9 protein-coding genes and 1 pseudogene are annotated in these 13,996 nt (G+C 70.5%); 5 read left to right on the forward strand and 5 right to left on the reverse strand.

The annotated features are described in order from the left end of the window. Positions 1-58: 58 nt before the first annotated feature. Together D9C15_RS34315 and acuI are read right to left on the reverse strand one after the other, a co-directional pair. A pseudogene (locus D9C15_RS34315) lies at positions 59-148 on the reverse strand (acetyl-coenzyme A synthetase N-terminal domain-containing protein); the annotation flags it as partial. Between the two features lie 70 nt (positions 149-218). After that, a complete protein-coding gene (gene acuI / locus D9C15_RS05475; RefSeq protein WP_127996441.1) occupies positions 219-1,199 on the reverse strand; it encodes an acrylyl-CoA reductase (NADPH) in 981 nt (326 codons plus the stop codon). A 132-nt stretch (positions 1,200-1,331) separates the two neighbouring features. Between acuI and D9C15_RS05480 the strand changes: the two genes are divergently transcribed. The 4 genes from D9C15_RS05480 to moeA all read left to right on the forward strand — a co-directional run bounded on the left by D9C15_RS05480 (position 1,332) and on the right by moeA (position 5,145). Further along, positions 1,332-2,030, forward strand: a complete 699-nt coding sequence (locus tag D9C15_RS05480) for a C40 family peptidase (RefSeq protein ID WP_127996442.1) — start codon at positions 1,332-1,334, stop codon at positions 2,028-2,030. 109 nt (positions 2,031-2,139) lie between these two features. Further along, positions 2,140-3,264 carry a GTP 3',8-cyclase MoaA gene (gene moaA, locus D9C15_RS05485; protein WP_127996443.1) on the forward strand — a complete coding sequence of 375 codons (1,125 nt, stop codon included), beginning with the start codon at positions 2,140-2,142 and terminating at the stop codon, positions 3,262-3,264. Then, a complete protein-coding gene (gene mobA, locus D9C15_RS05490; RefSeq protein WP_127996444.1) occupies positions 3,261-3,866 on the forward strand; it encodes a molybdenum cofactor guanylyltransferase MobA in 606 nt (201 codons plus the stop codon). Before moaA ends, mobA begins: the two co-directional genes overlap by 4 nt. Beyond that, positions 3,859-5,145 carry a molybdopterin molybdotransferase MoeA gene (gene moeA / locus D9C15_RS05495; protein WP_127996445.1) on the forward strand — a complete coding sequence of 429 codons (1,287 nt, stop codon included), beginning with the start codon at positions 3,859-3,861 and terminating at the stop codon, positions 5,143-5,145. Before mobA ends, moeA begins: the two co-directional genes overlap by 8 nt. Positions 5,146-5,149: 4 nt before the next feature. On the opposite strand, the gene ppsA is transcribed toward moeA, so the two are convergent. After that, the gene (gene ppsA / locus D9C15_RS05500) at positions 5,150-7,552 is read right to left on the reverse strand and encodes a phosphoenolpyruvate synthase (RefSeq protein ID WP_127996446.1); all 2,403 of its coding nucleotides are present in this window, start codon (positions 7,550-7,552) and stop codon (positions 5,150-5,152) included. A 222-nt stretch (positions 7,553-7,774) separates the two neighbouring features. Here ppsA and ppsR point away from each other — a divergent pair, with 222 nt between their 5' ends. Further along, the gene (gene ppsR / locus D9C15_RS05505; protein ID WP_127996447.1) at positions 7,775-8,596 is read left to right on the forward strand and encodes a posphoenolpyruvate synthetase regulatory kinase/phosphorylase PpsR; all 822 of its coding nucleotides are present in this window, start codon (positions 7,775-7,777) and stop codon (positions 8,594-8,596) included. An 18-nt stretch (positions 8,597-8,614) separates the two neighbouring features. On the opposite strand, the gene D9C15_RS05510 is transcribed toward ppsR, so the two are convergent. Then, complete coding sequence (locus tag D9C15_RS05510; RefSeq protein WP_127996448.1) at positions 8,615-11,620, reverse strand: beta strand repeat-containing protein; 3,006 nt, start codon at positions 11,618-11,620, stop codon at positions 8,615-8,617. A gap of 130 nt (positions 11,621-11,750) precedes the next feature. After that, the gene (locus D9C15_RS05515; RefSeq protein WP_127996449.1) at positions 11,751-13,931 is read right to left on the reverse strand and encodes a calcium-binding protein; all 2,181 of its coding nucleotides are present in this window, start codon (positions 13,929-13,931) and stop codon (positions 11,751-11,753) included. Positions 13,932-13,996: the final 65 nt, after the last annotated feature.

Consider the following 13,996-nt stretch of genomic DNA (forward strand, 5'->3'; position numbering starts at 1 on the left):
GCATGTCCACCGAGGAGCCGTCACCGGTCACGGTTCAACAGCGAGCGGGACATCGCCGTTGCTGCCAGTCGATCAGGCGGGCCTGTTCGGCCCAGAAGCCGTCGCGGTCGGTGATCGAACGCTGGTGGAAGTCGGCGTACCGGCCCATGCTGCTGTCTCCTGCTGATGTGATCGATCCGGCGCGGATTTCATGCGGCCGCGCTGACGGGCCACTGACGTCAGCCGATGGTCACCACCACGCGGCCGCGCAGCTTGCCCTCCATCAAATGCGCGGCCTGCGCCACCACCTCGTCGAGGCCGATGTCGGCGGCGATCGTCTCGAGCAGCGCCGGTTCCAGGTCGCGCGCCAGGCGCCCCCAGGCCTCGCGGCGACGCTGCGGCGGCGCGTAGACGCTGTCGACCCCGGCCAGCGTCACGCCGCGCAGGATGAAAGGCATCACCGTGCCGGGGAAGTCGCCGCCGCCGGCCAGACCGCAGGCCGCGACGACGCCGCCGTAGCGCGTCTGCGCGCAGGCGTTGACGAGCGTGTGGCTGCCCACCGCATCCACCACCGCGGCCCAGCGCTCCTTCTGCAGCGGCTTGCCGGGCGCGGCGAGTTCGGCGCGGTCGATCACGCCCTGCGCGCCGAGCCGCTGCAGGTAGTCGCCCTCGCCCGTCTTGCCGGTGGCGGCGACGACGCGGTGGCCGAGCTTGGACAGCAAGGCCACCGCGACGCTGCCCACCCCGCCGGTCGCGCCGGTGACCAGCACCTCGCCATCGCCCGGCACCACGCCATGGCGCTCGAGCGCCAGCACGCACAGCATCGCGGTGTAGCCGGCCGTGCCGATCGCCATCGCCTGCCGCGTCGTGAAGGCGGCCGGCAGCGGCACCAGCCAGTCGCCACGGACCCGCGCACGCTCGGCGAGGCAGCCCCAGCGGGTCTCGCCCACGCCCCAGCCGTTGAGCACCGCCACGTCGCCCGGCTTCCAGGCCGGGTGCGTGCTCTCCAGCACCGTGCCGGCGCCGTCGATCCCCGGCACCATGGGCCAGGCGCGCACCACCGGGCCGCGGTTGGTGATGGCCAGCGCGTCCTTGTAGTTGAGCGTCGAGTGCGCGATCCGAAGCAGCACGTCGCCCTCGGGCAGCCCGGTGTCGTCGACGGCGCGCACCGCGGCCTGCACGCCGCCCTCGCCTTTCTCCAGCAGCAAGGCCTTGAACATGGTTCGTCTCCTGGTCGATGGAGCGACGATAGCGCAGGCCATGGGAAACCTTGACAAATCGATGCAAGTGCCTGCCAGAACAGGACTTTTCGGGTTGACGCGGGTCGCCGCCGGCGCGTAAGCTGCCGGCCCATGCCTGCCGCCCCCACCCTGCGCCGCCTCGCCCCGCTCGCCGTGGCCCTGGGCCTGGCCGGTGCGCCGGCCTGGGCCGCACCGGAAGGCGACGCCATCACGCGGATGCTCGCCGAGAAGGGCCTGCTCGATGCACCGCAGTCCGGCTCGCCGGACGGTGGCCTCGTGCAGCAGGTGCGCGACAAGGCCTCGGACATGGTGCTCGCGGCGATGAACTTCCTCGGCGTGCGCTACCGCCGCGGCGGCAGCACGGCCGAGGACGGCTTCGACTGCAGCGGCTTCACGCGCCACATCTTCGAGCGCAGCCTGGGCCTCGTGCTGCCGCGCCGCGTCGACGAGCAGGCCAAGGCTCCGGGGCTGGTCGGCGTGAAGCGCGACGAGCTCAGGCCCGGCGACCTGGTGTTCTTCAACACGCTCAAGCGCACGTTCTCGCATGTCGGCATCTACATCGGGGACCACAAGTTCATCCACTCGCCGCGCGCCGGCGGCGAGGTGCGCATCGAGGACATGCGCCTCGCCTACTGGACCAAGCGCTTCACCGGTGCGCGCCGCGCCGAGCCGCTGAACGGCTCGGCCGCGATACCGGCCGCCAACCCGGCCGTGCTGCCGACCACGCCGCAAGCCGTGCCCGTGCCGGGCGTCGAGAGCCCGCCGCGCCCCACGGTGAACGACGCGGAGCATTTCCGCACCACGTTCTGAGCACCGCGGGGTCAAGGAAGTCGGGGGCAGCCCGGCGTTTCCCCGAGAGCTTGCCCGCACGCGCGCCGGGGTCGCGGCCGCGGCCGGGCGGCGCAGGCACAATCCCGACATGGGCGAGAAGATCATTCCGCTGGCCGACCACCGCTATGCCGCGGCGGTGCCGGCCGTGCCGAGCCGGCTCACGGCGCCGACCGGCCTGCTGGCGGACCGCCTCGGGCGGCCGCTGCACGACCTGCGCATCTCGGTCACCGACCGCTGCAACTTCCGCTGCAGCTACTGCATGCCCAAGGAGGTGTTCGACAAGAACTACGCCTTCCTGCCGCATGCCTCGCTGCTGAGCTTCGAGGAGATCACGCGGCTGGCGCGCCTGTTCGTGGCGCACGGCGTCGAGAAGCTGCGCCTGACCGGCGGCGAGCCGCTGTTGCGCAAGAACCTCGAGACGCTGATCGGCATGCTGTCCGCGCTGCGCACGCCCGACGGCCGGGCGCTCGACCTGACGCTCACGACCAACGGCTCGCTGCTGGCGCGCAAGGCGGCGGCGCTCAAGGCCGCCGGCCTGCAGCGCGTCACGGTCAGCCTGGACGCCCTGGACGACACCATCTTCCGGCGCATGAACGACGTCGACTTCCCGGTGGCCGAGGTGCTCGAGGGCATCGACGAGGCGCGCCGCGTCGGCCTCGGGCCGATCAAGGTCAACATGGTCGTCAAGCGCGGCACCAACGACCACGAGATCGTGCCGATGGCGCGCTTCTTTCGCGAGCAGTTCGACGGCCAGGTGGTGCTGCGCTTCATCGAGTACATGGACGTCGGCGCCACCAACGGCTGGCGCATGGACGAGGTGCTGCCCTCGGCCGAGGTGGTGCAGCGCCTGCAGGCCGCCTTCCCGCTCGAGCCGCTCGAGCCGAACGCGGTGGGCGAGACCGCGCAACGCTGGCGTTATGCCGACGGTGCCGGCGAGGTGGGCGTGATCTCCAGCGTCACCCAGGCCTTCTGCCGCGACTGCAACCGGGCGCGCCTGTCCACCGAGGGCAAGCTGTTCCTGTGCCTGTTCGCCGAGCGCGGCCACGACCTGCGCGCGCTGCTGCGCGGCGGCTGGGACGATGCACAGATCGCCACCGCGATGGCCGACATCTGGCAGGGCCGCGGCGATCGCTACTCCGAACTGCGCGGGCAGCAGGCGGCCGAGTCCGGCTCGGGCCAGCGCCGCGTCGAGATGCACTACATCGGCGGATGATTCCCACGGACGACATCACCGGCCTGGTGCTCGCCGGCGGCCGCGGAAGCCGCATGGGCGGGGTCGACAAGGGCCTGCAGAACCACCTCGGCCTGCCGCTCGCGCTGCACGCGCTGATGCGGCTCGCCCCGCAGGTCGGCCACGCGATGATCAATGCCAACCGCAACCTCGGGGCCTACGAGTCCTTCGGCGTGCCGGTGTGGCCCGACGCGCTGCCCGACTACCCCGGCCCGCTGGCCGGCTTCCTGGCCGGGCTGGAGCATTGCGAGACGCCCTGGCTCGTCACCGTGCCCTGCGACACGCCGGCCTTCCCGCTCGACCTGGTCGAGCGGCTCGCGGCGGCGGCCGACGCCGCCGGCGCCGAGATCGCGATGGCCGCCACGCGGGGCAGCGACGGCTCGACGCAGGTGCAGCCGGTGTTCTGCCTGCTGAGCACGGGCCTGCTCGAGAGCCTGGTGCGCTTCACGCAGTCGGGCCAGCGCAAGATCGACCGCTGGACCGCCCAGCACCGCTGCGTCGAGGTGCCGTTCGACGACGAGGCGGCCTTCTTCAACGCCAACACCCCCGACGACCTGCAGCAACTGCAACGCCCGCATGGCTGACCAACCGTCCCTCGCCGAGATCGCCTCCTGCGTCAGCGGCTACGACCCGAACGCGCTGCCCGTCGCGCAGGCACAGGAGTTCATCGCGCGGCTGGTGCCGCGGGTGCAGGCGGTCGAGAAGCTGGCGATCCGCAGTGCGCTCGGCCGCGTGCTGGCCGAAGACATCGTCTCGCCCATCGACGTGCCGGCACACGACAACTCGGCGATGGACGGCTACGCGCTGCGCGGCGCCGAACTGGCCGCCGCGGGCGACTCGGTGTTCGGCGTGGCCGGTACCGGCTTCGCCGGCGCGCAGTTCGACGGCGCGGTGCCGGCGGGCCGGTGCCTGCGCATCATGACCGGCGCCGTGATGCCGGCCGGGCTCGACACCGTGGTACCGCAGGAGTTCTGCCGCCTCGAGGGCGATCGCGTGATCGTGCCGGCGGGCGTGGTGCGCACCGGCGACAACCGGCGCCTCGCCGGCGAGGACCTGGCGCGCGGCGAGCCGGCACTGAAGGCCGGCCGGCTGCTGCGCCCGGCCGACCTCGGTATGGTCGCCTCGCTCGGCCTGGCCGAGGTGCCGGTGCGGCGCCGCCTGCGCGTGGCCTTCTTCTCCACCGGCGACGAGCTGCGCTCGATCGGCGAGCCGCTGCCCGAGGGCTGCGCCTACGACAGCAACCGCTACACGATCCACGCGATGCTGACGCGCCTGGGCGTCGAGCTGCTCGACCTGGGCGTGGTGCGCGACGAACCCGCCGCGCTCGAGCAGGCCTTCCGCGACGCGGCGGCCAGCGCGGATGCGGTGATCACCTCCGGCGGCGTGAGTGTCGGCGAGGCCGACCACACCAAGCAGGTGATGAAGCGGCTCGGCGACGTGCTGTTCTGGAAGATCGCGATGCGGCCCGGGAGGCCGATGGCGATCGGGCGCATCGCCACCGGAGACCGGGCGGCGATCCTGTTCGGCCTGCCCGGCAACCCGGTCGCGGTGATGGTGACCTTCTACGCCTTCGTGCGCGACGCGCTGCTGGCGATGAGCGGCGCCGCCGTCGAGCCGCTGCCGATGCTGCGCGCCGCCAGCACCGAGGCGATCCGCAAGAAGCCCGGCCGCACCGAGTACCAGCGCGGCATCGTCGCGCGCGGGCCGGACGGCGCCTGGCAGGTGAGGATCACCGGCTCGCAGGGCTCGGGCATCCTGCGCAGCATGAGCGAGGCCAACGGACTCGTCGTGCTGCACCACGGCCAGGGCAACGTCGCCGCCGGCGAGGCGGTCGACGTGCTGCCCTTCGACGGCCTGGTCTAGCCGATCACTTCGCCGCGGCCAGGCGCTGCCAGGTCTCGACCACCGTGTCGGGGTTGAGCGAGATCGAGACGATGCCTTCCTGGGCCAGCCAGTCGGCGAAGTCCGGGTGGTCGCTCGGCCCCTGGCCGCAGATGCCGACGTACTTGCCGGTCGCGCGGCAGGCGGCAATGGCGCGCGAGATCATCGCCTTCACCGCCGGGTCACGCTCGTCGAAGTCGCGCGCCAGCAGCTCGAGGCCCGAGTCGCGGTCCAAACCGAGCGTGAGTTGCGTCAGGTCGTTCGAGCCGATCGACATGCCGTCGAAGTGCTCGAGAAACTGCTCGGCCAGGATGGCGTTGCTCGGCACCTCGCACATCATGATGACGCGCAGCCCTTCCTGGCCGCGCTTCAGGCCGCGTTCGGCGAGCATGCCCACGACGCGCTCGGCCTGGCCCAGCGTGCGCACGAACGGCACCATCACCTCGACGTTGGTCAGCCCCATGTCTCGCCGCACGCGCAGCAGCGCCTCGCACTCCATCGCGAAGGCCTCGCCGAAGCTCTCGCTGACGTAGCGCGACGCGCCGCGGAAGCCGAGCATCGGGTTCTCTTCCTCGGGCTCGTAGCGCGAGCCGCCGATCAGCTTCTTGTACTCGTTGCTCTTGAAGTCCGACAGCCGCACGATCACCGGCTTGGGCCAGAAGGCCGCGGCGATGGTCGCGATGCCCTCGGCCAGCTTGTCGACGTAGAAGGCGCGCGGCGAGGCGTGCCCGCGTGCCACCGACTCGACGGCCTTCTTCAGGTCGGCATCGACGTTCGGGTAGTCGAGGATCGCCTTCGGGTGCACGCCGATGTTGTTGTTGATGATGAACTCGAGCCGCGCGAGGCCCACGCCCGAGTTCGGCATCTGCGCGAAGTCGAACGCCAGCTGCGGGTTGCCGACGTTCATCATGATCTTCACCGGGCAGTACGGCAGCTCGCCGCGCTGCGTCTCGCTGACCTCGGTCTCGAGCAGGCCGTCGTAGATGTAGCCGGTGTCGCCCTCGGAGCAGGCCACGGTGACGAGCGCGCCGTCCTTCAGCGTCTCGGTGGCGTCGCCGCAGCCGACCACCGCCGGGATGCCGAGCTCGCGCGCGATGATGGCCGCGTGGCAGGTGCGCCCGCCGCGGTTGGTGACGATCGCGCTGGCACGCTTCATCACCGGCTCCCAGTTCGGATCGGTCATGTCGGTGACGAGCACGTCGCCGGCCTGCACCTGGTCCATGTCGGCCAGGCTGTGCACGATGCGCACGCGGCCGGTGCCGATCTTCTGGCCGATCGCGCGGCCCTCGGCCAGCACGGTGCTCTTGGCGCCCTTGAGCTTGTAGCGCTGCTCGGTCTGGCCGGCCGCCTGGCTCTTCACCGTCTCGGGCCGCGCCTGCAGGATGTAGAGCTTGCCGTCGCCGCCGTCCTTGCCCCACTCGATGTCCATCGGGCGGCCGTAGTGCTGCTCGATGATCAGCGCGTAGCGCGCCAGCTCGGCCACGTCGGCATCGGTCAGCGAGTAGCGATTCCGCAGTTCGGGCGCGGTGTCGACGGTGCGCACCAGGCGCCCGGTCTTCGCCTTCTCCTCGGGCGAGGCGAACTCCATCTTGATCAGCTTGGAGCCGAGGTTGCGGCGGATGATGGGCAGCTTGCCGGCCTTCAGCGCCGGCTTGTGCACGTAGAACTCGTCCGGATTCACGGCGCCCTGCACCACCGTCTCGCCGAGGCCGTAGCTCGAGGTGACGAACACCACGTCGGGGAAGCCGCTTTCGGTGTCGATGGTGAACATCACGCCGGCCGCGCCGAGGTCCGAGCGCACCATGCGCTGCACGCCGGCCGACAGCGCCACGTCGCCGTGCGCGAAGCCCTTGTGCACGCGGTAGCTGATCGCACGGTCGTTGTAGAGGCTGGCGAACACCTCCTTCATTTTGGCCAGCACCTCGTCGATGCCAACCACGTTCAGGAAGGTCTCCTGCTGGCCCGCGAACGACGCGTCGGGCAGGTCTTCGGCGGTGGCCGACGAGCGCACCGCGAACGAGGCGCCCGGGTTGCCCTCGGTCAGCTTCGCGAACTCGCCGCGGATGGCGGCCTCGAGCGCCGGCGGGAACGGCGTCGATTCGATCCAGTGGCGGATCTGCGTGCCGGCCTCGGCCAGCGCGCGCACATCGTCGGTGTTCAGCGTGGCCAGCCGGTCGGCGATGCGCCCGGCCAGGCCCTCGTGGCGCAGGAACTCGCGGAAGGCATGCGCCGTGGTGGCGAAGCCCCCGGGCACGCGCACGCCCGAGGCAGCCAGCTGGCTGATCATTTCGCCGAGGGAGGCGTTCTTGCCGCCGACCGCCTCGACGTCGGTCATCCTCAGTTCATCGAAGGGGACGACCAGGGCGGTCGCCAGGCGAGGGTTGGACATGGGAAAGCTCCGTGATGTTGAGAAACCGGTGCTCCCACGTCGCCACCGCAGCGACCCGAGCGCGGCTCGAGGGTCGGGCGCACCCGCGAGCGGCCATCGTCGGGCAGCGTCGAGCGGGTGTTGGCGTGCATCTTGCGGCGGTGCGGAAGTCTTGGGGCGGGATTCTACGGGGGATGTTCCCTATCATCGCCCCCCAAGGCCGCTCGCGCAGGAACCGTCCCCATGCCCAACCGCACCGTGTTCTTCGTCTCCGACGGCACCGGCATCACCGCCGAGACCTTCGGCAACTCGATCATGAACCAGTTCGCCGTCAGCACGCGGCATGTGCGGCGGCCGTTCATCGACACGCCCGACAAGGCCTTCCAGGTGGTGCGCGAGATCAACCACGCGGCTGAGTCCGAAGGCCGCCGGCCGATCGTCTTCATCACGCTCGTCAACACCGAGGTGCTGACGATCCTGAAGAACGAGTCGCGCGGCATGGTGCTGGACATGTTCGGCACCTTCGTCGAGCCGCTCGAGGCCGAGTTCGGCATGAAGTCGAACCACCGCGTCGGGCGCTTCTCGGACGTGGCCAAGAGCCAGGAGTACAGCGACCGCATCGAGGCGATCAACTTCTCGCTCGCCCACGACGACGGCCAGTCGGCCAAGAACCTGGCCGAGGCCGACGTGATCCTGGTGGGCGTGAGCCGCAGCGGCAAGACACCGACCTCGCTGTACCTGGCGATGCAGCACGGCATCAAGGCGGCGAACTACCCGCTGATTCCGGAGGACTTCGACCGCGGCCGCATTCCCTCCACGCTGGCGCCGTTCAAGAAGAAGTGCTTCGGGCTGACCATCGACCCGGACCGTCTGTCCCAGATCCGCCACGAGCGCCGCCCGGCCAGCAAGTACGCCTCGCTCGAGAACTGCCGCTACGAGGTGCGCGAGGCCGAGGCGATGATGCGCCGCGAGGGCATCGCCTGGCTCTCCTCGACGCACAAGTCGATCGAGGAGATCGCCACCACCATCCTGCGCGACCTGCGGCCGGACCGGCTGATGTACTGAGCCCCGGCGCGCCGAGGCTCAGTTCAGGTAGAAGCCGACGTTGATCGCCGCCAGGTTGGTCTGGCCGGTCAGCGTGGCCAGCAGGGTGAGTTCGCTGGCGGACACCAGCGCGTCGTTGCCGGACGAGGTGAACTGGAACACCGCCGAGTTGCTGGCGGTCTCGATCACGAACAGCGCGGTCTGCCCGGTGGCGTAGGCGCTGCTGGCCGAGCCGATCGCGGTGGCGGCCGCAGTGCTGCTGAGGTTCGTCAGCGCCTTGTTGACGATCACCAGTTCGGCCCCAGGACCGAACCCGCCCGGCCCGGCGATGGTCACCGCGCCCTCGACCACGGCGTCCGCGTCGCCCACCGGCATCGACGCCATGCGGAACAGGATCCGCTCGGTCTGGGCGGTCGAGAAATCGGTGATGATGTCGCTGCCGACCTTGGAGTTGATGAAGAAGGCATCGGCGCCCAGCCCGCCGGTCAGCACGTCCAGGCCGTCGCCGCCGAACAGGCGGTCGTTGCCGGCCTCGCCCACCAGCGTGTTCGAGCCGGCGTTGCCGATCAGGGTGTTGTTCAGCGCGTTGCCGGTGCCGGCGATGTTGCCGCTGCCCTGCAGCCACAACTCCTCCAGGTGATCGCCCAGCGTCCACGCGACATGGCTCTCTACGATGTCGCGTGCCCCGTCCGCCGCGGAGGCCTCGATCACGACGTCCGCGGCCGAACCGACGCGGTACACGTCGTCGCCGGCGCCGCCGGTCATGGTGTCGTTGCCGCTGGCACCGTCGAGCGTGTCGTCGCCGCCCAGGCCGCTGAGGGTGTTCCCGATGCTGTTGCCCACGAGAACGTTCCTCCCGGCATTGCCGATCGCCTGCAGCGCCACCGTGCCCGTCAGCGTGAGGTTCTCGACATGGTTCACCCCGCCCGCGCTCAGGCTGCGACTGACGCTGCTGTACAGGGTGTCGATGTCCGACGCGAAGTCGGTCTCGACGATCACGTCCGACACGCTGTCGCTGTAGTAACCGTCGTTCCCGATGCCGCCCGCCATCGTGTCCGCGCCGGTGCCGCCGTCCAGCACGTCATTGCCGGCCAGCCCGAACAGGCTGTCGTTGCCGCCCTGCCCGTACAGGCCGTTGGCTGCGTTGTTGCCGGTCAGGACGTTGGCCGCCGTGTTGCCGTAGCCGAACACCACCGAACCCGCCAGCGTCAGCTGTTCGACATTCGCGGCGAGTGTGTAGTCGCGGCTGCTGACGACGAGGTCGATGCCGCCGCCGGCGAGCTCGACGACCAGGTCGCCGGACGCGTCGACCGTGTACGTGTCGTTGCCCATGCCGCCGTACATCGTGTCCGCGCCCGTCCCGCCGTCCATCGAGTCGTTGCCGAAGTCGCCGCGCAGCAGGTCGTTGCCGGCACCGCCGGCCAACGAGTCGTCATCGGTCGAGCTCGGAACGGGGTTCGGCATTGCCGGGTCGCCGCCCAGGTGGCCATACAGCACGTCGTTGGCGTCGCCGCCAGCCAGCGTGTCGTTGCCGAATCCACCCTGCAGCCACTGGTGGCCCGCGGCGCCGGCAATGCTGTCGCGTCCGACGCTGCCGGTCACCGCGAACACGCCGGTGAACTCGATCTGGCCGTACGCGCCGGGGTAACCGCCGAAGCTGCCGCTGCCGGCGCCTTCGGCCTCGAACACGAGTTCGACCACCGGCTCGGTGCCGAGCACCGGCAGCAGGTCGAAGCCGATGCGGGTGGCGCCGTTGCCGATCACGAGATCGCCGCCGCCGAGGGCGAGGAACTCGTTGAAGGCGGAGGACGGCAGGGTCGCGCCGGCGATCTGCGGTGCGTGGACCAGGTCGCCCGAATTGGCCGAGCGCGTGGTCGCGCTGGAGAGCGTGAAGCCGCTGGCATCGTAGACGTCGTCGGCCAGCGTGCCGGCCACCGCCTCGATGCCGCGCAGCACGTCGCGCCCGGTGCCCACGTCGCCCTGCACCACGCCGGCGGCCAGGTCCACCTCGATGCCGATGGCCGGCACGCCGCCCTGGTACTCGGCGCGGTCGTAGCCGGTCCGGCCGTTGATCTGGTCGTTGCCGCCGTTGCCGCGGAAGGCCTCGACGCTCTGGTCGCCCGACACGGTCGTGCCGCTCCAGAAGGTGTTGACCCGGCCGCCGCCGGTCAGCGTGTCGTTGTAGTTGCCGCCGCGCACCTCGGCGACGCCCGAGGCAGCCAGGGTGCCGGGCGCGGTGCCGCTGCTCGACGCGGCATCGTCAACGTAGTTGACGACGATGTCGGCACTGACGGCCGGCCCGGTCTGCAGGGCCAGGTTGACGGCGATCGCGCCGCCCAGGCTGGCGCCGTAGTTCAGGATCGTGGCGCCGTTGCCGACGATGGTGTCGTTGCCGCCGGCCGGGTTGTAGAGGTTCCAGGCCGTGCCGAAGGAGTTGCGGTTGGTGCTGTCGGCCCCGTAGCCGGTGGCGTCGAACCGGTCGGCCGCGTTACTGCCGGTCACCGCCTCGATCTGCAGCAGCGTGTCGGTGCCGCCGCCCGTCCAGGCCACCGTGCCCGCGGCCAGGTCCACCTGCACCGCGGTGCTGCCGAGGTAGCTCACCCCGTCCAGCCCGCCACGCCCGTCGAGCGTGTCGTTGCCGCCGAAGCCGCGGAACTCCTCGTAGTCCCAGGCGTCGCGGCCGGCGATGCGGTCGGCCGCCACCGTGCCCCACACCGCGTCGACGCCGCTGAGCGTGTCGGTGTGCAGAAGGTTGCCGGAGGCATCCAGTTTCTGGACGGTGCCGAGCTCGAGGTCGGCCACGATCTTCACCTGCGTGTTGCCGGCCAGCCCGTAGCTCTGCCAGGCGAAGCGGTAGTCGATCGTGTCGAAATCGCTGCCGCCACGCACCCACGCGGCCCAGGGCGCGGCGTAGCCGAAGCGGTAGGTGTCCGCGCCGGCCGTGGCGCGCACGCTGTCGCTGCCGGTGGACGTGATGAACGTGTCACCCCCCGACGTGCCGCTGGTCAGGGAATCGTTGCCGCTGGTTCCGTAGATCGTGGCCATGGGGACATCGCGGGCCGGACCGTGCCGGCCTCAGGGTGGACGGTGGCCCGCAATGTACCGGCTCGACGGGACCCGGCCAACGCCCCGGACCCGGGAGGCCACCCCCGGGTCGGAGGGCGTGGCGCGGGACTCAGGCCGTGAACACGTAGTCGCCGACGGCGGTCGACGGCGTCCCGGTCAAGGTGGCCAGCAGGGTCAGCTCGCCGGCCGAGACCAGCGCGTCCGCACCCGACGAGGTGAACAGGTAGACCGCGCTGCTGGTGCCGTTGTCGATCGCGAACAGCGCGGTCCGCCCAGCGGCATAGGCTGCGGTGGCCGAGCCGATGGTCGCGGCAGCGGCGGCGGCCGTCAGGCTGGCGGCATTGGTCGTGAAGACCACCAGTTCGGCGGTGGCGCTGAAGCCGCCGGGCGCGGCCCGCGTCAACGCCCCTTCCACCAGCGCGTCGCCGTCGCCGACCTTGAGTGTCGACTGCACGAACTGCAGGTCGTCGGTGCCGGAGACGAAGTCCGTCAGCGTGTCGCGCCCCGACTTGTTGTTGAACACGAACAGGTCGGCCTCGGTGCCGCCGGTCAGCGTGTCGTTGCCGGTGCCGCCGTCCAGGGTGTCGATGCCGGCGCCGCCGAGCAGGATGTCGTTGCCGAAGTCGCCGCGCAGCAGGTCGTTGCCGGTGCCGCCGTCCAGGCTGTCGTTGTCGGTGAAGGTGGTGCTGAGGTTCAGGTCGGTGCCGAGGCCGCCCCGATGGCCGAACAGCAGGTCGTTGCCGGCGCCGCCCTTCAGGGTGTCGTTGCCGTAGTAGCCGCGCAGGTCCTGGAAGCCGCTGGCGCCGGTCACCGAGTCGTTGCCGGTGCCGCCGACGATGGAGAAGGTGCCGGTGAACCGCACCGAGCCGTAGTGGCCGTCGGTGTCGCCGTAGCTTGCGCTGCCGGCGCTCGCCGAGGTGAAGGTGGCCGTCACCGAGGTGCCGGTGAAGTTCTCGACGTGGATGGGCGCGAAGGTCACCCGCGTGGCGCCGTTGCCGGTCACGGTGTCGGTGCCGGCATAGGCGCGGAACTCGTTGTAGGCGGTCGACGCGAGCGTCGCGCCGGCCGGCAGCGTCACGACCACGTCGCCGCTGTTGACCGACGGCGTGCCGGCGTTGGACAGCGTGTAGCCGACCGCGTTGTAGACGTCGTCGAGGAAGGAGCTGTTGATCGACTCGATGCCGCGCAAGGTATCGGTGCCGACGAAGAACGGATCGCCGGTCACCGTGCCGGCGGCCAGGTTGACGACGATGCCCTCGGTCGAGTTGCCGATGTTGTACTCGGCGCGGTCGAGGCCGCTGCGGCCGTTGATCAGGTCGTTGCCGCCGAAGCCGCGGAAGCCCTCGAAGCTGCGGTTGCCCGAGATGGTGTTCTGTGCGCCGTCGGTGTTGACGCTGCCGCCGCCGAGCAGGGTGTCGTTGTAGGCCCCGCCGCGCACCTGCGCGATGCCGCGGGCGCTCAGCGTGCCGGGCGTGATGCCGGCCGTGCTGTTCGGGTCGTCAGTGAAGCCGGTGACGATGTTTGCGCTGACGCCCGGGGCGGTCAGCAGCGACAGGTCGACCTGGATCGCGCCGCCGAGCGAGTTGCCGTAGTTCAGGATCGTCGCGCCGTTGCCGATGATGGTGTCGTTGCCGGCCAGCGGCGTGAAGCTGTTGTAGGTCTCGCCGAACGAGTTCTTGTTGACGCTGCTGCCGCCGAAGCCGGTGGCGTTGAAGGTGTCGGCGAAGTTGGTGCCGGTGATGAACTCGATCTGGCGCAGCGTGTCGGTGCCGCCCTCGGCGCCGGCGTTCACGGTGCCGGCGGCCAGGTTGACGATGACGCCGTTGCCGGCGTGATTGGAGTAGACGACGGCGTCGTTGCCGCCGCGCCCGTCGATCGTGTCGTTGCCGCCAAAGGGGCGGAACTCGTCGAAGTCCCAGGCGTTGCGGCCGCGCATGACGTCGTTGCCGGCCGTTCCGTAGACCGCGTCGACCCCGACCACGGTGTCGGTGTGCAGCAGCGTTCCGGCGGCGTTGAGCTTCTGGATCGTGCCGAGCTGCAGGTCGACCACGATCTTCAGGTCGGTGGCGCTGGCGAAGCCGTAGCTCTGCCAGGCATTGCGGTAGTCGAGCGAGTCGTAGTCGTTGAAGGTGTTCCTCCAGTACGACGTGCTGCTCTTGAACCCGAAGTTGTAGCTGTCGCTGCCTGCGCTGGCGTTGACGAAATCGCTGCCGAGCCCGGTCGCGAAGACGTCGTCGACATTGGTGCCGCTCAGGGTGTCGTTGCTGGTCGTGCCGAAGATGTTGGCCATGGTCCCTCCTGGTGTCCCGGGTTGATCCGGGTACGCGGCAATCTAGCAGGAAGGTCTTGCGCCCG

This window comes from Piscinibacter defluvii (genome assembly GCF_004011805.1).
GTDB lineage: Bacteria > Pseudomonadota > Gammaproteobacteria > Burkholderiales > Burkholderiaceae_C > Piscinibacter > Piscinibacter defluvii.